16 protein-coding genes and 1 pseudogene are annotated in these 18,837 nt (G+C 61.1%); 11 read left to right on the top strand and 6 right to left on the bottom strand.

What is annotated here, in order from left to right:
* From BMW74_RS05625 to BMW74_RS05605, 4 genes are all read left to right on the top strand, one after another.
* Window positions 1-1,145, top strand: a 1,145-nt coding sequence (locus BMW74_RS05625) for an RHS repeat-associated core domain-containing protein (protein WP_175479156.1), incomplete at its 5' end; no start/stop codon positions are given.
* A 629-nt stretch (window positions 1,146-1,774) separates the two neighbouring features.
* On the top strand, window positions 1,775-2,113 hold the full coding sequence (locus tag BMW74_RS05615; RefSeq protein ID WP_093414788.1) for a hypothetical protein: 339 nt from the start codon (window positions 1,775-1,777) through the stop codon (window positions 2,111-2,113).
* Window positions 2,114-2,367: 254 nt separating this feature from the next.
* Window positions 2,368-2,751 carry a hypothetical protein gene (locus BMW74_RS05610; RefSeq protein WP_093414785.1) on the top strand — a complete coding sequence of 128 codons (384 nt, stop codon included), beginning with the start codon at window positions 2,368-2,370 and terminating at the stop codon, window positions 2,749-2,751.
* A 942-nt stretch (window positions 2,752-3,693) separates the two neighbouring features.
* Window positions 3,694-4,026, top strand: coding sequence for a hypothetical protein (locus tag BMW74_RS05605; RefSeq protein ID WP_093414782.1), 333 nt, complete (start codon window positions 3,694-3,696; stop codon window positions 4,024-4,026).
* Between the two features lie 140 nt (window positions 4,027-4,166).
* On the opposite strand, the gene BMW74_RS05600 is transcribed toward BMW74_RS05605, so the two are convergent.
* Together BMW74_RS05600 and BMW74_RS05595 are read right to left on the bottom strand one after the other, a co-directional pair.
* Complete coding sequence (locus tag BMW74_RS05600; RefSeq protein WP_093414779.1) at window positions 4,167-4,412, bottom strand: Pathogenicity locus; 246 nt, start codon at window positions 4,410-4,412, stop codon at window positions 4,167-4,169.
* A gap of 327 nt (window positions 4,413-4,739) precedes the next feature.
* Window positions 4,740-5,369 carry a 5'/3'-nucleotidase SurE gene (locus BMW74_RS05595; RefSeq protein ID WP_256562529.1) on the bottom strand — a complete coding sequence of 210 codons (630 nt, stop codon included), beginning with the start codon at window positions 5,367-5,369 and terminating at the stop codon, window positions 4,740-4,742.
* A gap of 31 nt (window positions 5,370-5,400) precedes the next feature.
* On the opposite strand from BMW74_RS05595, the pseudogene BMW74_RS05590 reads away from it, so the two are divergent.
* Window positions 5,401-6,006, top strand: a pseudogene (locus BMW74_RS05590) (SDR family NAD(P)-dependent oxidoreductase); the annotation flags it as partial.
* Window positions 6,007-6,015: 9 nt separating this feature from the next.
* Here the strand turns inward: BMW74_RS05590 and astA are convergent.
* On the bottom strand, window positions 6,016-7,050 hold the full coding sequence (astA, locus tag BMW74_RS05585; protein WP_093414773.1) for an arginine N-succinyltransferase: 1,035 nt from the start codon (window positions 7,048-7,050) through the stop codon (window positions 6,016-6,018).
* Between the two features lie 31 nt (window positions 7,051-7,081).
* Window positions 7,082-8,101: an arginine N-succinyltransferase gene (locus tag BMW74_RS05580; protein WP_093414770.1), complete on the bottom strand. Its 1,020-nt coding sequence runs from the start codon at window positions 8,099-8,101 to the stop codon at window positions 7,082-7,084.
* 294 nt (window positions 8,102-8,395) lie between these two features.
* Between BMW74_RS05580 and BMW74_RS05575 the strand changes: the two genes are divergently transcribed.
* Both BMW74_RS05575 and cobF read left to right on the top strand, forming a co-directional pair.
* Window positions 8,396-8,983, top strand: a complete 588-nt coding sequence (locus tag BMW74_RS05575) for a histidine phosphatase family protein (RefSeq protein ID WP_093414765.1) — start codon at window positions 8,396-8,398, stop codon at window positions 8,981-8,983.
* Window positions 8,980-9,747 carry a precorrin-6A synthase (deacetylating) gene (cobF, locus tag BMW74_RS05570; RefSeq protein WP_093414761.1) on the top strand — a complete coding sequence of 256 codons (768 nt, stop codon included), beginning with the start codon at window positions 8,980-8,982 and terminating at the stop codon, window positions 9,745-9,747. The genes BMW74_RS05575 and cobF overlap by 4 nt, the downstream gene beginning before the upstream one ends.
* Before the next feature lie 8 nt (window positions 9,748-9,755).
* On the opposite strand, the gene BMW74_RS05565 is transcribed toward cobF, so the two are convergent.
* Window positions 9,756-11,090, bottom strand: coding sequence for a phosphate ABC transporter substrate-binding/OmpA family protein (locus BMW74_RS05565; protein WP_093414758.1), 1,335 nt, complete (start codon window positions 11,088-11,090; stop codon window positions 9,756-9,758).
* A gap of 182 nt (window positions 11,091-11,272) precedes the next feature.
* Between BMW74_RS05565 and BMW74_RS05560 the strand changes: the two genes are divergently transcribed.
* Complete coding sequence (locus BMW74_RS05560) at window positions 11,273-11,608, top strand: hypothetical protein (protein WP_093414755.1); 336 nt, start codon at window positions 11,273-11,275, stop codon at window positions 11,606-11,608.
* A gap of 54 nt (window positions 11,609-11,662) precedes the next feature.
* Here the strand turns inward: BMW74_RS05560 and xthA are convergent, their stop codons facing one another.
* Window positions 11,663-12,475, bottom strand: a complete 813-nt coding sequence (xthA, locus tag BMW74_RS05555) for an exodeoxyribonuclease III (protein WP_093414752.1) — start codon at window positions 12,473-12,475, stop codon at window positions 11,663-11,665.
* A 211-nt stretch (window positions 12,476-12,686) separates the two neighbouring features.
* Between xthA and BMW74_RS05550 the strand changes: the two genes are divergently transcribed.
* The 3 genes from BMW74_RS05550 (at window position 12,687) to BMW74_RS05540 (ending at window position 18,800) form a co-directional block, all read left to right on the top strand.
* Window positions 12,687-13,337 (top strand): GNAT family N-acetyltransferase, encoded by a 651-nt coding sequence (locus BMW74_RS05550; RefSeq protein WP_093414749.1) that lies wholly within the window; start codon window positions 12,687-12,689, stop codon window positions 13,335-13,337.
* A gap of 64 nt (window positions 13,338-13,401) precedes the next feature.
* On the top strand, window positions 13,402-15,129 hold the full coding sequence (locus BMW74_RS05545) for an autotransporter assembly complex protein TamA (protein WP_093414746.1): 1,728 nt from the start codon (window positions 13,402-13,404) through the stop codon (window positions 15,127-15,129).
* Window positions 15,126-18,800: a translocation/assembly module TamB domain-containing protein gene (locus BMW74_RS05540; RefSeq protein WP_093414744.1), complete on the top strand. Its 3,675-nt coding sequence runs from the start codon at window positions 15,126-15,128 to the stop codon at window positions 18,798-18,800. Before BMW74_RS05545 ends, BMW74_RS05540 begins: the two co-directional genes overlap by 4 nt.
* Window positions 18,801-18,837 lie beyond the last annotated feature (37 nt).

The following is an 18,837-nucleotide window of genomic DNA, read 5'->3' as shown; positions in this document are numbered from 1 at the left end:
ACCGGCATTACGACTACGACGCCTTCGGCAACCTGATCCGCGAACGCTGGGGCATCGTACAAAAGTTCAGCACCGAGTACCGCTACGACTGCCAGCACCGGCTGATCGGCGTCACCCAACCGGACGGCCGCAGCGCCAGCTACCGCTACGACGCCTTCGGCCGCCGCATCGCCAAAACCGTCGCCGGCCTCACCAGCGAATTCTTCTGGCAAGGCGAGCAAGTCATCGCCGAAAACAGCCGCGAACACCACCGCAGCTACGTCTACGAACCCGGCAGCTTCCGCCCGCTGGCAATGCTCGACGGCTTCGGCCCCGACCAGGCTCGCCCGTTCTACTACCAACTCGACCACCTCGGCACGCCCCAGGAACTCACCGACCACCGCGGCGAAATCGTCTGGTCGGCGACCTACACCGCCTACGGCAAACTCAACAGCCTCAACCACTTCGGCGGCCCACCACTCGAACAACCGCTGCGCTTCCAGGGCCAATACTTCGACCCCGAAAGCGGCCTGCACTACAACCGCCACCGCTACTACAATCCGGCCACCGGCCGCTACCTGACCCCCGACCCGAGCAAGCTGGCGGGTGGGGTGAATGCCTACCGGTATACGCTGAACCCGACGGGGTGGGTGGATCCGTTGGGGCTTAATACTTGTCCTGGTGGGGATGGGTGTAGGCCGAAGGGTGGGGTTGAGGATCCGGCTGGGAAGGCTAGGGTTGATAGTGAAGATCCGACATACCCAAGTCGTAAGATAGATGAGAAACATTTGTACAGGGGCGACTCTCGAGAACCTTGGGAGATTTTCGACAGTGGATTTGAGCCTCTTGGAGAGAGCCGTGATCTATATTTACATGCTCATGACAACAGGAACCCTCCGAGTTTTTTTGTCAGCACTACTAAAATGCCAAGTGAGTCGGTGAAGTTTGCAACAGGGTATGGGCTTGACCTTGGTTATATTTATGTGATGAGAAAAGTTCCAGGTATTTATGTAAATAAAAAACTGGGACTGCTGTCTCCGCACAGACGAGAGATTGAAGTTGCAGTTCCGGGCGGTGTAAGCCCTAAAGATATATTAGGTGCTACACCCATTAATGCAGACGGTAGTCATGTTGGCTATTCAGTGCTGAATCCAAATAAAAGATAGGGGCGGACGGTGATAGTTACAGAGATTTCCATAATCAAGGATGGCGGTGTAGAGAGTGCGACGATGGAGGTTGATAGGAGGAAGTCTGAGCTGACGTTCTCCATGTCCAATGGTTTCAAGAAGACATACAAGTCCTACGATATATACCAGTGCCTAGGTCTAGTCAGGGCTGGGTTTCCGGCGATTAAGTTTTTATGCAAGGGGGCAAAACTCAATGTTCACACATCTTCAATGTCTTCGCAGATGTCATGTGGAATAGTCGCGTATGAACTTCGCTGGGGTGAACCAACTGAAGATGAGGATTTAGTTAGGATATTTGATTATGAGGATGAAAATTTAGCGAGCACCATTGAAGATCAACGCCAGTATTATCGACAGTGGATTGAGTCGCTGAAAAAGTGAGGTGAACTCGACCTTATCGCTATCATGCTAAGTTTAAAAAAAGGTGGAAAAATGCGCCACAGATTTATTTTCGCGGCAAAATAAATCTGTCCCCTTTTTAGTAGTCCCCTTTTTTAGTAGGAGAAGGCTACAAAAGCAAGGGGTTGGAGTATGTAGAATCAACCAAGGCCGTGGTGATATTAGATCGTAACGGTAACCCCATTACAGCATACGCGGAATACTGATTTATGAAGCTTAAGCCAGACGTATCAATTTTGACGAGTTTTTTATTTATACTCGATATCGACTACCCGCACGATGACGCAGTTGTCGAATTTATATGCTCCTCAAATATTAATGACAAAGAAGAACTGCTGGGCGTTTTTTACAGGGTTGTGAAGCCTGAGTATGAGTGTTGTACAGAGGATGAAAAGAAATGGCTTATTGATACGCTTAGATTTTATTTAAAAAGGGGGGAGGCTTTTGAGTCGGTTTTTGATAGGCGCAATCTATTGTTCTCTGAAAAGGTGGTGGACGGCCGAAAGTTCATGGAGACTCTTTTGGAGAGTTTGATTGGATGTCGCTAAAAGTGAAGGCGCTCATGAAAAAGCAGCTGATTTAATTTGAGTTAGTGTTTTAGAAATGAAGGGTGTATGCGAAATTTACGACATTAGGTCTTTGCTTTTTGTTTTTGATATAGAGAGTGAAATGTAAAAGTGAAAAAGAGGACAGATTTATTTTCGCGGCAAAATAAATCCACCCCTTTTTAGGGTGAATTAAAAAATCATGTGATGAAAGTCGACTATGTTGTAGTTCGTGTTCCTCTTTCGAAGAAATAGCCATGAAGGTGAGTATTGAAAGCATTTTCACTGGTGAGGGTGAAATCCGTGTTCGGTTCAACTGTGCGCTCGGAACTGCCGAAGCGTTATGGGTTGGAGCACCTCCTCAGTGCGGAGAGTCCTATGATGTCGAGTTTGACGTTGATGAAACGCTTGAGTGGGGGGTGAAAATAACGTCTACATCAAACACTGTTCCGTTGTTTGAGCGGATAGGCAATTGTGTGAAAATAGTTGCTAAGTTAGTGAGTATTGAGGCGAACAACACTGCGGTTATTGACATTGGAGGGGCGATCATTTTGATTGAAGTGTCAAATCTTGAATCGGCGACACTAGGGTTTGTGGCGATAGAAACTATAAATCTGACTCTATTCCCGATAAATATATAAGTTAAAGGAGACAAATCTTCTTTATAGCGCAAGATAAAACCACCCACCTTTTAATAAGTTGCCACCATCAAAACATCGAAATAGGTGAAAGTTATCGTTCCGTAGTTCACCCTCACCATGAAAAGGGGACAGATTTGAATGGCACTTACTTAGCCGCTAACTGGCTGATGTGACTGCAAAAAAATGAAAAAAGGCTGGCCTTGGTCTACGAAGGAAAAAGGGACGAAAAAGGGCGGAAAAAGGGGACGGATTTATTTTTCAGTTGGTTTGGGTACATATCCGTTGCTGCGGGTGCGGCTACTGGTGGTTTCGCCCTGACGGTCGACTCCCTTTGGCAAACGCCGGAGTGCCGGCCCAGCCCAAACGAAGCAAAGGTCTCGCCCCTAGCGTTCGGCCCCTCGCTAGGGCTCGGGGTTCCTTCGCTGCGGTATCCCTCTGGGGGCATCGCCCTCCGGTTGGCTTCGCTGCACCTCCCTGCGATGTGTTCGACTGCGTCGAACGGCGCCGTGCGCCAGTCCCCAGCGGGACACCTTCGCTCAGCCTGCCGATGGGGCGGGTGGATCAAGATCAAGATCAAATGCCAGATCAAGAGCGGCAGGCGAGCTAACGCTCGGCCTGTTGAGTGGTGGGGTGGGTTTGTCGGAGATTTCCCGCGTGTTTTGGCGGTGTTGGTGAACTGGTGCGCGGTGGGGTTCGGCGATAGGCTTTGGGCTGTCGCTGCAAATTCAGTGACAGGGTGTGGAAGCCCTTATATCGTTAGGCGCGTGAGGCGCCACCCGTTTGGCGTTTTTTATCGCCTGAGTTTTATGGTGGCTGTGCGCGGGGCGCTTTCGAGTGCGCCGGGTGCCTAACGTCCCGGTCTTCCACACCTGCGTACAGCCGCCACCTATTGCGTGGAAGTAATGTCTGGCGGCTTCAATCCATACGTTAGGAAGCACAAGCATGCACACCAATAAACCCGATCCACCCTACACCCCACCCACCTCGCATCCCTCCAACCGCTACATGGCCCTCACCAGCAATTGCTGTGACATGCCGACGTTGTTCATCGACACTCATGCGCCCCTGGATATTTTGTTGGAAGCCGCCGGTTATCGGATCCGGGCGGTGGCTCAGGTGTTGGAGAACCTGGCGATGCGTGGGGAGATCAGCAGTGATTCGGTGATCCTCAGTGACTTCGCGCAGTTGTGCGCTATCCCGTTGCGCGATGGTTGTGACCTGTTGGATGTGCTGGGTCGGCGATTGCCGGCGCCGGTGTTGGACGGGGCCAAATGATGGCGTTCAGGGGGTTGGACTTTTTTTGAGGCAACGGTCGGCTTTTCACGAAACGATCACATTTGAGAGTGCAAATTGGTCGAACAAAAGGATTTGGCCCCCATACGAAAAGCCCGCTCATGCGGGCTTTTTGTCGTCTGTCATATGTGTCCGCAGGCCTGCCGGGCGTGGTGGATTGCGGCGTCGATGGCGGCGCGGGCCTGGGGGCTGTTTTTCCAGCAGGTGGAGCCGACGAGGGCGGCGGCCTGGGTGACGATGTCGCCGGTGGTGGCCTGGCTCAGTTGCGCCAAGGTGGTGATGCCCAGTTGTTCGAGGCGACGGATGACGGTGGGGCCGACCCCTTTGACGGTGAGCAGGGACTGGGCTTGTTCTGGTGAAAAGTGCATGTCAATTCCTTTTGATGGAGAGGGGGCACTTTAAGCCGGTTTGGTCGTTGAGGGGTAGCTTGGGAGGCGTGTGATGGGGGTGTCACATTCACGATCAGTGTTGGCTGGCCGCCGGCGCCGCCGGCAAGCCGGCCAGCCCATTCAACATCGATGTCGCCAGACTTACCGCCTTCGCGGGCAAGCCTCGCTCCTACAAGGAATCCGGGCCTGACACCGGATGTGTGTTCGCCGTGGACCAGGGTGGGGCTTGCTCGCGAAGGGGCCGGCACGTCCACCATCAAGGTCGACTGACCCACCGCGTTCTCCCACCGAGTGATCACTTAATGTTCAGGGCTTGATGCCCTTGAGCATTTTCTGCGCCAGGTCCTGGATCGCTTGCGGGGCGGTGTGGTTGCCGTCGAGGACGGTGATGACGGCGTTGCCTTGGGACAACAGCCAGGCGTCAGCCTTCTGTTGGGCCGGGGTCGCGGTGGCTGGGGCGGCCAGGTTGACGCGCACGATGCCGTCGCTGCCGCGCTGGGAGGTGAAGTTGACCTGGTCCCAGTTGCCGATCGGAGCGAACGTCACGGCCTTGACGACTTTGGCCAGCCGCGGCGGGTAGTTGAGGTTCAGGCTGTTGACGCCCGGCAGGCCGAGTACGTTCAGTTCGCACGGTTGCTGGTCTTTCTTGCACTGGGTGCCGGCGGCGCTGGCCTGGGCGATGACGCGTGTGGCGAAGGCTGGGGTGTCGTCCATGGCGTCGAGGGTCTTGCGGTAGCCGGCTTTCTGGTCGCGCATGATCAGGTCCATGTCGATCGCAGTCGATACGGCGACGGCCGGCACGCCCTTGAACATGGCGCGGACCGCTGCGTTGAGGGTGCCGGACATCTGGGTCAGCGGGCCGACGTTTTCCCCGAAGTTGGTGCCGGACACCACCAGGTCAGGGCGGCGGTCCTTGAGCAGTACGTCGAGGCCCACGTTGACCGCATCCACCGGGGTGCCGATGGCTCAGGAGAGTGGGCACCTGGACCTGTTGGTGAACAACGTGGCGCTGATCCATGACCAGTTGATCGAGCCGGGCCCGTTCTGGGACAAACCCCTGGCGTTGGTGGATATCCTCGACGTGGGGCTGCGCTCGGCCTACAGCGCCAGCTACTTCGCGGCGCCCTTGTTGTTGCGCAGTGGCCAGGGTCTGGTGTGCTTCACCTCGTCCTTCGGCGCCGGTTGCTACATGCACGGCCCGGCGTACGGGGCGCAGAAGGCCGGCGTCGACAAGCTGGCGGCGGACATGGCCATCGATTTCGAAGGGCATGGTGTGGCGGCGCTGTCGCTGTGGTTGGGCCCGCAATTGACCGAGCGCACGCGGATCGCCGGGGAGCAGCATGGCGAGCAGTACCGGGCGTTCCTGGCCGATGCCGAGACGCCGCAGTTCAATGGTCGGGTGATGCACGCGTTGCTCAATGACCCGCAGTTGATGGACCTGTCGGGGCAGACGGTGATCAGCGCCGAAATCGCCCCCGGCTACGGCATCACGGAAGACCACGGCCGCCAGCCACCCTCCCATCGCGCGATGTTGGGTGACCCGCGCCAGCAGCATCCGGCGCGGGCGATCTGATCGGGCCTGCTACGCCGCCACGGCCTGCTGCCGTTGCTTGAGCAGCGGCACGGCGCGCACGGTATTGCCCGGTTGCAGCTGCAGGTGCTTGGCGGTCTGGCGGTCGACCACCAGGCTGTTACCGTTCAGGCGGGCCGGGGCGGCGGTGATGCGGCAGTTTTCCAGGCGCCGGTTGTGGAGCAGCCAGATCGGTGCGTTGGCATCGGGTGTGCCGATGGCCAGCGACAGTACCTGGCTGTCACGTACCGTGCGGATCTTCGCCACCGGTGCTTCGATCACCGGGCCGGCGTCGAAGATGTCGATGTAGCCGCGATAGGAGAAGCCCTCGGCACAGAGGATCCGGCGTGCCGGCTCCGCATTGCTGTGGGCCTTGCCAATCACCGCTCGGGCCTGTTCGGTAAGCAGGCAGGTGTACAGCGGCTGGCGGGGCATCAGTTCGGCAATGAAGGCTTTGCTGCCGAGCCCCGCGAGGTGGTCGGCGTGCCTGAAATCCATCTTGAAGAAGTGCCGGCCCAGGCTGTCCCAGAAGGGTGAACCGCCTTGTTCATCGGCTTCGCCGCGCAGCTCGGCAATGAGCTTTTCACCGAACATCGGGGTGAACTCGGCGACAAACAGCAGGCGTGCGAGGGAGAGCAGCCGGCCGTTGTGACCGTGGCGGTGATCCGGGCGCAGGAACAACGAACAGGCCTCCGATTGCCCGGTCATTTCGTTATTGAGGAACAGGGTCGGAATCTGGCGCTGAATACCCAGGTCCGTCGAGGTGTTGACGGTCAGCCCCACGCGGTAGTTGTACCAGGGCTCGCGCAGGCCCACGGCGCCGGCCAGGGCGCTGACGCCCACTACCTGCTGGTCGTCATCTTCCAGTACGAACAGGTAGTCGGCGTCGGCCCGTTCGACTTGCCCGGCGAAGGTGCGCTCGGCCCAGCGGATGCGGTGGCTCAGGCGCTCTTCATTGGCCGGCAGCGTGGTAAACCCCGGGCCGGCACGGCGTGCGAGCATCAGCAGTGCGGGCAGGTCGGCCAGTTGAACCGGGCGCACGATCATGGTTGGGTTCCTTGGCAGCAGGGCGTCGGTGTCATAGGGCGACCAGCCGGATCGCGTCACCTTCCCGGACCTGCAAGGCCGAGAGCATGGCGGCGTTGAGGACGGCCGGCTCGTCTGCGCTCCAGTCCAGGTTCACGACGATTGCCCGGTAGTGCTGCAGCGCGTCATTGCTCAGCAGGTAAGGGGTGTTGCCATCGTGGTGTTCACCTTCGCGCACCACGGTGGTACGGCTCTGGGCAATCGAACGGATGCTCGGGGTGCGCGCAAACAGGGTTGGCCCGGCGTCGAACAGGTCGATGTAGCTGTTGGTTTCGAAACCCTCGCGCTCAAGGATGTCGAACGCCTCCTGGCCCGCGGGGTGGATGCGGCCGATGCAGGCCTGGGCGCTGGCGGGCAGCATGGGCACGTAGATCGGGTAGTGGGGCATCAACTCGGCGAGGAACGTGCGGTCCTTGAGGCCACACAGGCGTTCGGCCTCGGCGTAGGACAAGTCGAGGAAGTGCTTGCCCAGGGCATTCCAGAACGGTGACTCGCCGGCTTCATCGCTGTAGCCGACAATCTCGGTGATCACCGCGTCGCTGAAGCGTTGCGGGTGCGCGGCGATGAACATCAGGCGTGCGCGTGACAGCAGTTGCGAGGTCGGCGTGCGCTCCAGCGCGGCGTCGATGTGGAAGCCGCGCAGCAGAGTGTGGGCGCTGAGGTCCTGGCACAGGGACAGGGCGGGTACGCCGTGGTGGATGTGCAGTTCGCGCGACTCGCTGGTGAATGGCAGGTTGCGCAGGCTGTAGAAGGGTTCGTTGAAACCCGCGGTGGCGAGGATTTCCGAACAGCCCACCAGGCGCTGGCTGGCCAGGTCCTCAAGGACGAAGAAGTAGTTCTCGGGGCCCTCATTGTTCTGCACCTCGCGGGCAAATGAAGCGAGGGAGCCGAGGAGCTTTTGCCGCAGGCGTTCGCTGTCGTCAGGCAGCGAGGTGACACCCACCAGGCTCTCGCGGGCGAGCTGCTGCAATTGGGGCAGGTCGGATAACGCAACTGGGCGTAAAGCCAGCATGGATGTACTCCTGTATCGGTAGGCCCGGGGATTGAATCCCGGGTTTGACTATCACTGTCGATTTCCACGCATTGCAAGGGCGGTCGCCAACCTCTCGTGGCGACCGCAGAATGTATCAGGCACGGGTCCCGGTAGGGTGTTTGAGGGGGTAGCCCAGTGACGGGCCCCATAGTAGTTGATCAACATCAGGTGGCGCAGCATCATGCTAGCCGTTCGGCGAGTTTTTTCGAGTGCCGATAATGCGCCAAAAAATGTCGGAAGCCCCGTCCGACAAGGCTTTCAGAGAATTCCCCCGTGCCGGTAACCCGTTTGACCCTGATCTGCCACGCCAGGACCGTCGCGCAAAAGCTCGCGCGCTTTCCCCGGGATGAGCCGCTGGAAATGGATTGGCAGGCGGCCAGGGGTCGTCACGCAACCGCCTTCAGCCGTGCGCCGCTGTTGCTCGGCGGTCCGGAAGCGCGCATCCGACAGACTGCCGAGTTGTTCGGCAACGACTTACAGTGTGTGCAGGCTTTGGCCGACTGTGATTTCGGACGTTGGCGCGGGCAGAGCCTCGATGACGTGCACCAGCGCGAACCCGAAGCGTTGCAGGCCTGGCTCAACGATCCGCACTGCGCGCCCCACGGCGGTGAATCAGTGGCCCAGGTGTACCAGCGTGTCGCGGGCTGGCTCGATGAACTGAGCCGCACGCCTGGCCATGTCCTAGCCATTACCCACCCGTTTGTGATTCGCGCCGCGTTGCTGCATGTGATGCAATGCCCGCTCCAGGCAGTGCATCACATCGATGTCGAGCCGTTGTCCACCACCGAACTGCGTTTTAATGGGCGCTGGCGTCTGCGCTTGATGCACACGCCCGCGTCAGTCGAGGAAGCAAGACCATGAAGCAACTACTGATTATCGGCATCGGTGCCGGTAACCCGGACTACGTCACGATGCAGGCGGTCAAGGCCTTGAACCGGGCCGATGTGTTCTTCCTGATGGACAAGGGCCAGAGCAAGGACTCGTTGATCGACCTGCGGCGCGAGATCTGTGAGCGCTACATCACCGATCCGGCCTACCGCTTCGTCGAAGCTCATTGCCCGGAGCGTGTGCGTGGCGATGTGGACTACAACGCCAGCGTGGTCGATTTGAACCGCGACAAGCAGCAGACCTTCGAACGCATGATCAACGAGGAAATGGCCGACGACGAATGCGCAGCATTCCTGGTGTGGGGCGATCCGGCGTTGTACGACAGCACGATCCGCATCCTGCAGGCGATTCTGGCGTCGGGCCGCTGCACTTTCGAGTTCGATGTGATCCCCGGCATCACCAGTGTCCAGGCCTTGGCCGCGCAGCATAAAGTGCCGCTGAACCAGATTGGCCGCTCCATCGAAATCACCACCGGCCGGCGGCTGGCGGCAGGGCAGGTGAGCGATGCCGACAGCCTGGTGGTGATGTTGGATGCGCAAGATGCCTACCAGCACGTGGCCGATCAAGAGCAACAGATCTACTGGGGCGCCTACCTGGGCACCGCCGATGAAATCCTCATCGCCGGCAAACTCAAGGACGTGGCCGATGAGATCGAGCGGGTCAGGAAAGCCGCGCGCCTGGCCAACGGCTGGATCATGGACACCTATCTGATTCGCAAGCCCGACGCCACGCCGTAACGTCGGCCTCAGTAGACCCAGACCTCGACCCGGCGATTCTTGATTCGTCCTTCGTCGTCACGGTTGGCGGCCACCGGCATGTGTGCGCCGAACCCACGGATGTCACGCAGCACCACGCCGCTTTTCACCAGCTCACGGCGCACCGCCATGGCGCGCAGCTTGGACAGCAGGGCGGCGCGCTGAGGGTCGGTCTTGGCGTCGCCGAAACCCACCAGCATCACCTGCGCGTTGAGTTTGTCGTGTTGCCGCAAATAGTCGAGTACCCGTGGCAGGTCCTGTAGGGCTTTGTTGTCCAGGCTGGCGCTGCCTTCGGCGAAGCGAAAGTTGACGCTCAGCCGTTGCGCACCCTGGGTGATCGCCAGGTAGTCCGATGGCATGTCGGCACTGGCGGTGACGTGCATGGCCTGCACGGTCTGGGCGATAAAACCGTTGGCGGCGACGATGGCCTGGCCCTTGCGGCCTTGGGCGAACGTCACCAGGGCCTGGGCCCAGGGATTGTGGCCGGTGGGTGGCACATAGAAGTACAGGCGCCGCGACAGCGGATAGTCCTCGGTGGCGATCAGGCTGTTGAGTGGCAACATCGGTTGCGAGCCGCCGTCGACAATCGCCACGGCCTTGGCCTGGCGCACGTAGGGCAGGCCGATGAAACCGATGCCCTGCGGGTCTTGGCTGACCGCGTCGGAGAGTTGCTCGCTGGACTCGAAGCGCGTGGCCGAATGGGCCAGGGTCTTGCCGCGATCGCGCAGCACCAGTTCCAGGAAGGTGTCGTAGGTCCCCGACTGGTCATCCCGCGCATAGAGGTGGATCGCCCCGCCAATCCCGCCTAGTGCCTCCCAGGTCTGGACCTCGCCACTGAAGATCCGTGCCAGTTGCTCGGTGGTCAATTGGGGCAGCGGGTTTGTCGGGTGGAGGATGATGGCCAGGCCGTCGATGGCGATCACTTGCTCGGCACCGGGGCTCTTCAGGTCGCCCTGGGCCTCCAGCGCCACCCGTTCGTTGTCCTTGATTGGCCGTGAAGACGCGGCGAGGTCGGCGCTGGCGCTGTTCAAGGCGATGAAGCCGGTGCTGGAGCCGTGGGCGGCAATCTCAATGACCACGCGCCGACCCTCGGCGGTGTGCCCGACGATGCGCTGCTCGTTGTCCTTGCCGGTGCTTTCGCTGTGCACCTTGAGCACACCTTGCTCTGCCAGCAAGCCCTTGGCCAGTGCCGGCCCGAGGTCGGCGCCGATGGTGTTGGAGCCTTGAATGCGCAATACCGCGCCGTGTTCGGGAATGGGTAGCTCAGTGGCCGATGCGGCAACGGCGCCGCACAGCAGCAGCGATAACAGGACACGCGTGAGCATCGGGCCGGCACCTTCGAAGGCCTGGGGAGGTGGCGGGAGCATAAGTCAGGGAGGTTGCGTAAATATGACGGGGGGCAGGGGCGAAAGGTCGAACCCTGCGGAGCCGCAGTGGTCGGACAATTGAGGCCCTTGAAAAGAGGCGAGGGCGACAGCGCCCGACAATCCACCGCAGAGGTTTGGCTATGAGTACCTTGACGATCGAAGGCTGGTGCAAAGTCAAAGACCATCAGAAGTCCACCCCGGTAGGGGAGATTCATTTTTACGTCGATGGCGCCCTGCATCAACGGCTGGAGCAAGCGGAAGAACAGCTACAGCAGACCCTTGCGCCCGAGGCCATGGTCGATGTCGACCTGCAGACCCTGAGTCTTCAGTTGCCAGAGGGCTATGGCCCTTTATCCGACTGCCAAATGCGCGTCTATTTGAGTGAGGAGCGTGGTCAGTTCCATTTGGTCGGGCACCGGGCGAGCGATGGCAGCTTGATCTACACCAACGCGGTGTTGATCGACCAATTGCTGTAGGTGTGGCGACCCGTGGCGAGCAAGCTCGCTCGCCACGGGTCACTTGCCGGATGATCAGCTCAGTTCAAGCCAGATCGGCGCATGGTCCGACGGTTTTTCCATGCCGCGCAGTTCGTAGTCCACGCCGGCCGCCTTGACCCGTGGCAGCAAGCCTTGGGAGGCCATGATCAGGTCGATGCGCAGGCCGCGCTTGGGCTCGTCCTCGAAGCCGCGGCTGCGGTAGTCGAACCAACTGAAGCGATCCGTCACGTCCGGATTGAGGTGACGGAAGCTGTCCACCAGGCCCCAGTTTTTCAGGCGGGCCATCCATTCGCGCTCTTCGGGCAGGAAGCTGCATTTGCCGGTTTTCAGCCAGCGCTTCATGTTGTCCGGGCCAATGCCGATGTCGCAGTCTTCGGGGGAGATGTTCACATCGCCCATCACCACCAGCGGCTGGTCGTTGCTGAACTGGGTGTCGAGCAAGGTGTGCAGGTCGTTGTAGAAGCGCTGCTTGGCCGGGAACTTGGTCGGGTGATCGCGGCTTTCGCCCTGTGGGAAATAGCCGTTCATGATGGTCACAGGCTGGCCGTGTTCATCGGCGAAGGTGCCCCAGATAAAGCGACGCTGGGCGTCTTCTTCATCGCTGGCAAAGCCTTTGTGGATCTGCAAGGGCGCCTGGCGCGACAGCAGGGCGACACCGTAGTGGCCTTTTTGCCCGTGGTAGTGCACGTGGTAGCCCAGGGCCTCAACGTCGGCGAGGGGGAACTGGTCGTCGTGGACCTTGGTTTCCTGCAGGCCGATGACGTCGGGCTGGTGCTTCTCGATCAGTGCCGCCAGTTGATGGGGGCGGGCGCGCAGGCCGTTGATGTTGAACGAGACGATCTTCATGGTCGGCAGTCCTGGCAAAACTGCGATGCTAGCTGACATGTAGGGCGGCGGCCAGAGGCCTGTAGGCTTGTGTCCGCCGGCCGGTCGTCGCGTGGCACGAGTTGCCGAGCGCTGCTAATGTCTTTGGGCACGGGAACGATCGCTACGGTGGCGGGCTCGTACTGACAAGAGCGGGGCCTTTTGAGCCTTGCCCAGGGGGAGGTCAACCGTCATGCCTGAAACGTCCAGCGCCATTGCCGAGATCCATCGGCTCGACAGCGGCTACTCGCGTGAAGCGCGCTCGCTGCTGTACCAGGCCTACCGCCATGAGCCGACGTTCAAGTTCTTGTTCGAGGCCGAGCGCCCCGGGTATGAGCAGCGCGTGCGGGCCACGGTGCGTGAGCTGGTCAAGCAGCACTTTCTCCAGGACCTGCCGGCCATTGGCTTGCTGGTCAACGACCGGCTGATCGGGATCGCGCTGATTGCCCCGCCCCAGCGCCGCCTGGGGATTACCGACAGTTGGGCCTGGCGTCTGCGCATGGTGCTCAGCACCGGGTTTCGCTGCACCCGGCGCTACCTGGATTACCATGCGGCCGTCGCCGCCTGCATCCCTTCGGATTCGGTGCACGTGCTGCCATTGCTGGGGATTCATCCGCAGTTCCAGGGCCAGCACTTTGGCGAGCAGTTGCTGACGGCCGTGCATAACTGGTGCGCGGTGGATGAGCATTCGCAAGGGGTGGTACTGGATACCGGGAACCCTCGCTATCTGGCGTTTTATAAGCGACAAGGCTATGAGGAAATTGGCGAGGTTGCTGTAGGACCTGTCCGGGAACACGTGTTTTTTCACGCCAATCCCCAGGTGGTGCAGAACGCCACGGCGTAGACGCGAACTTTTGTTCAGAATGTGGGCCCTGTCACGCTCCCACGCTCGTGTTAGCATCCGCGCCATGAATTTTCCTGGAAGAATCACCAGTGGTTTGCTCGTGCTGTTGAGCAGCATGGCGGCCCTGGCGCAAAGTGAACTGGACGTCCGGATCAAGCCGTCCAACGATGAACTGAAGGCCAATATTGAAGGCTATATCGGTGGTCTCGGTGATCGTGATGAAGAAGCGCTGTTGCGCTATCGACGCAGTGCCGTCGAGCAGGCAACCAAGGCTGCCCAGGCCTTGGGTTATTACCAGCCCCGTATAGAAAGCGCAGTCAAAGACGGCAAGCCGCCGCACCTGGTGTTGAACATCGACCCCGGCGAACCGGTGCGCCTGCGCAACGTGACGATCCGGGTCGATGGCCCGGCCGCTGCGCTTAAATCCTTTCGTGTGCCCAAGAGCGACCTGCTTAAGTCCGGGGCGGTGCTCAATCATGGTCGTTATGAAGACGCCAAGCGCCTGATCCAGAACCAGGCCTTGCGCTTCGGCTTTTTCAACGGCCGCTTTATCAGCCAGAAGCTGCTCGTCGACCCGCGCGCCGGTGTCGCCGACATCGAGCTGATCTATGACAGTGGCCCACGATTTGCGCTGGGCAAGGTCAACTTCAGCGGCGATTCGCCCTTCGACGAGGACCTGCTGCAACGCATGGTGCCGTTCAAGAGCGGTGCGCCCTACGATTCCGAACTGATCGCCGAGCTCAACCAGGCGCTGCAATCCAGCGGCTACTTTGACTCGGTGCGCGTGGACGCGGCGCCGACCACGGCGGCCAATGACGTGACCCCGGTGGCCGTCACCCTCGACACCCGCAAGCCGCGCACCATGGGCCTGGGCCTTGGGTATTCGACTGACGTCGGGCCCCGGGTCAAGGCCAACTGGACCCGGCACTGGGTCAATGCCGAGGGCCACAGTTATGGCTGGGAGGCTGAAGTCTCGCAGCCCCGGCAGAACGTCGGGCTGTTCTACGACATCCCGCTGGACCCGCCGCTCACCGACAAATTGCGCTTTGCCGGCGGCTATCAATATGAAGAACTGGCCAACACCGACAGCTTGAGCAAGTTGCTGACCCTGGGCCCGGAATGGCACAGCAAGTTGCCCAGCGGCTGGCAACGGGTGATCTCCTTGAAGTGGCAGCGCGAGGAGTACCGCCTGGGCGATGACTCGGGGCTGAGCAACCTGTTGATGCCGGGCGTCAACTATTCGTACCTTCGCAGCGACAACCGCATCGACCCACACAACGGCTATCGCCTGCAGTTCGACGCCAAGGTGGCCAAAGAAGGGCTGGGGTCGGACAACAACCTGTTTTATGGCACGGCGCTGGTTAAGGGCTTGACCACCGTGTTCGACAACCATCGCTTCCTGGCCCGGGCGCAGGTCGGCGGTTCGGCCACCAACGGCTACAAGTCGATTCCGCCCTCGTTGCGCTTCTTCGCCGGTGGTGACCAGAGCGTGCGCGGCTACGACTACCAGAGCCTGTCCCCGAAAAACTCCGACGGCGACCGCATCGGCGGGCGCTACATGGTCTCCGGCACCCTGGAGTATCAATACTCCATCGCCGAGAAATGGCGCCTGGCAACCTTTGTCGATCAGGGCAATTCATTCAATACCCTGGACTTCCCGAGCCTCAAGACCGGCGTCGGCGTCGGCGTGCGCTGGGTCTCGCCGGTCGGGCCGATCCGTATCGACCTGGCCCATGCCCTGGATGATCCCGGCGGTCTTCGTTTGCACTTTTCCATGGGGCCTGAACTGTGAAGCGTGGTGTGAAGATAACGCTGCTGGTACTGGTGTCGCTGCTGGCGGTGCTGGTGCTGGGCATTGGCGGCTTGCTGGGGACGCAGGCGGGCAGCCGCTGGGCCTTGAATCAGGTGCCGGGGTTGACCGTGGACAATTTCCAGGGCCGCCTCGGTGGCCAATGGAGCGCCGATCGGTTGCGCTGGCAGCAGGGTGCTGATCGAGTCGAGATCAATCAGCCGGTGTTCGCCTGGTCGCCGTTGTGCCTGGCGCGCATGACGGTGTGCATCGAGCAGCTCAAGGCCGAGCAGGTGATCTTGCAGTTCGCCCCGAGTCCCGATTCCGCCAGCACTGGCCCCATCACCTTGCCCGAGCTGAAGCTGCCGGTGGCCATCGAACTGGGCGAGGTACAGATCGGCCGCCTGTTGCTCGACGGCAGCGAACAGTTCAAGGACCTGCAACTGGTCGCGCATTGGACCGTCAACGGCCTGCAGATCGACCGTCTGCACCTGCAGCGCGATGACCTGGGCCTGGACCTGTCCGGGTTGCTGCAACCTTCCGGCAACTGGCCGCTGGACGCCACCGGCAACCTGACGCTGCCGGCGCCGGGCAAGGCCCCGTGGGCATTGGCATTGAAGGTCGACGGAGAGTTGCTCAAGACCCTGAACCTGAGCGCTGACAGCAGCGGCTACCTGCAAGGCCAACTCAAGGGGGCGCTGCAACCGCTGGCGCAGGACCTGCCGGCGACCGTGCGCATCACCGCCGATGGCTTCAAGGCCAGCGCCGATCTACCCGACACCCTGCAGCTCAATCAACTTGAGCTCACGGGCAAGGGTGACCTGAAGAACGGCTATCAATTGCAGGGCAAGGCCACGCTGCCGGCCGAAGGAGGCCCGGTCGCCTTGCTGCTGCAAGGCAAGGTCGACGCCAAGGGCGCGCAGATCGCCGGGCTCGACCTCACGGCCAGCGACCAGCAAAGCCTGAAGGTGAGCGGGCAGGTGGATTGGTCCGAGGGCCTGAGTGCCGAAGCGAAGATCGATTGGCTGGATTTCCCCTGGCACCGCCTGTACCCGCTGATCGCCGAACCCGAGGTGGCCTTGCGCAGCCTCAATGGCGAAGTGTCTTACCGCGACGGCAACTACCTGGGCAACGTCAAGGCCGCGCTCGACGGTCCGGCCGGGGCGTTCAGCCTGAGCAGCCCGTTCAGTGGTGACCTGACGAAAATCTTCCTGCCCGAGTTCAAGCTGGCGGCCGGGCAGGGCAAGGCCGAAGGCCATGTGAATCTGCAGTTCGCCGACGGCATCGCCTGGGACGCCGCGCTGGATGTGTCGGCGCTGAACCCGGCGTACTGGCTCGCGCAGTTGCCGGGCACGCTCGCCGGACCGTTGCGCAGCCAGGGTGAAATGAAGAATGAACGCCTGAGCCTCAGCGCCGACCTGGACCTCAAGGGCAAGCTGCGCGGTCAGCCGGCGGTCCTGCAGGCCAAGGCCGACGGGGCCGGCGAACGCTGGACCTTGAACGCGCTGCACATCCGCCTGGGCGACAACCGCATCGACGGCAGTGGCAGCCTGCACGAAAAGCTGCTGGGGCAGATCGAGATCAAGGCCCCGCGGCTCGGCCAACTGTGGCCGCAATTGCGTGGGCAGCTCACGGGTCGAGTCGACGTGGCCGGCACGCTCCAGGCGCCTCAAGGCAAGCTCGACCTGCAAGGGGTGAAACTGGCGTTCGACACCCATCAACTGCAAAGCCTGAACCTCGACGCCAGCCTCGACAGCGCGCAACGCGCCAAGATCGACCTCAAGGGCAGCGGCATCGAAGTGGGCGACACCTCATTGGGCACGCTGACCGCCAGCGGCCAGGGCGACATCAAGCGCCAGAAGCTGGCCCTGGACCTGCAAGGGCCAAAATTGAAACTGGCCCTGGACCTGGACGGCAATCTGGACCAGAGCAACTGGCGCGGTCGCCTGGCCAGCGGCGATATCCAGGCCGGCGGCCAGGACTGGAAGCTGCAAGGCCCGGCGAAGATCGAGCGCCTGGCCGATGGCACGCTGACGTTCGGCGCCCATTGCTGGCGGTCCGGGTCGGCCAGCTTGTGCGGCGAAGACCAGCGCCTGGTCCCCGAGCCGAAGCTGCGCTATCACCTCAAGCAGTTCCCCCTCGACAGCCTGGCGCAGTGGTTGCCCAAGGATTTCGCCTGGCAGGGCATGCTCAACGCCGATGTGCAACTGGACCTGCCCGCCAGCGGCCCCAAAGGCCAGGTCATGGTGGACGCCAGCGGCGGCACGTTGCGCGTCAAGGACAACGGCCAGTGGCTAGACTTCCCTTATCAGGCGCTGAAACTCACCAGCACCCTGGGGCCGCGGCGCATCGATACCCAACTGGACTTCGCCGGTGGCAAGCTCGGTGAGCTGATGGTCCAGGCGCAGATCAACCCGTTGCCCAAGAGCAAACCCCTGAGCGGCACTTTCCGCCTCAGCGGGTTGGACCTGTCGGTGGCGCGGCCGTTTGTGCCGATGGTCGAGAAGATCACCGGTCGCTTGAATGGCAGCGGCACCTTGTCGGGTGGGCTGCTGGCACCGCAGGTCAACGGCAATCTGCTGCTCAGCGACGGTGAAGTGTCTGGGCCGCAGCTGCCGATCAGCCTGCAAGCGTTGCAGTTGCAAGCGCAGATCGCCGGTGAAAGCGTGCAGCTCAATGGCACATGGAACAGTGGCAAGAGCGGGCAGGGCAGCTTGATCGGGCAGGCCGCCTGGGGACAGGCGCTGATGCTGGACTTGAGCCTTAAAGGCACGCAGCTACCGGTCACCGTCGAGCCGTATGCCAAGTTGGAAGTGGCGCCGGACCTGAAGATCTCCATCAACCACGACAAGCTGGCGATTGCCGGCAAGGTGCTGGTGCCCAAGGGCGAGATCGTGGTGCGTGAACTGCCGCCGTCCACGGTCAAGGTGTCCGGTGACACGGTGATCGTCGGCAGCCAGACCGAAGCAGGCAAGCCGCCCATGGCCGTGGCGATGGACATCGACGTGGTGGTGGGCGACGACACACTCAGCTTCGCCGGCTTTGGCCTGACCGCAAACCTCAAGGGCCACGTACACATCGGCGACAACCTGGACACCCGTGGCGAACTCTGGCTCAACGACGGCCGTTATCGCGCCTACGGCCAGCGCCTGACGGTGCGCCGGGCGCGCCTGCTGTTCGCCGGCCCCCTCGATCAGCCGTACCTGGACATCGAAGCAGTGCGCCAGACCGACGATATCGTCGCCGGCATTCGCTTGAGCGGCAGCGCCGAGCAGCCCACCACGCAAATCTTCTCGGAACCGGCCATGGGCCAGGAACAGGCGCTGTCCTACCTGGTGCTCGGCCGTCCGCTGGGGGGCAACGGCGAAGACAACAACGTGTTGGCCGAAGCCGCGCTGGGCCTGGGCTTGATGGGTAGCTCCGACCTGACCGGCAGCCTGGCCAGGGAGCTGGGTATCAAGGACTTCCAACTTGACACCGAAGGCACCGGCACCACCACCAGCGTGGTGGCCAGCGGCAACATCTCCGAGAAACTCAGCCTGCGCTACGGCGTCGGCGTGTTCGAGCCGGCCAACACCATCGCCCTGCGCTACAAGCTGAGCAAGAAGGTGTATGTGGAGGCGGCCAGTGGCGTGGCCAGTTCGCTGGATATTTTCTATAAGCGGGACTTTTAGGGCGTGTAGCTCTTTGATGCCGCGTCAGCCCTAATCG

Source organism: Pseudomonas sp. ok272 (assembly GCF_900109995.1).
In the GTDB taxonomy this organism is placed as follows: domain Bacteria; phylum Pseudomonadota; class Gammaproteobacteria; order Pseudomonadales; family Pseudomonadaceae; genus Aquipseudomonas.
Note: the sequence above shows the minus strand (reverse complement) of the source record. Positions and strands in the feature narration are given on the sequence as shown.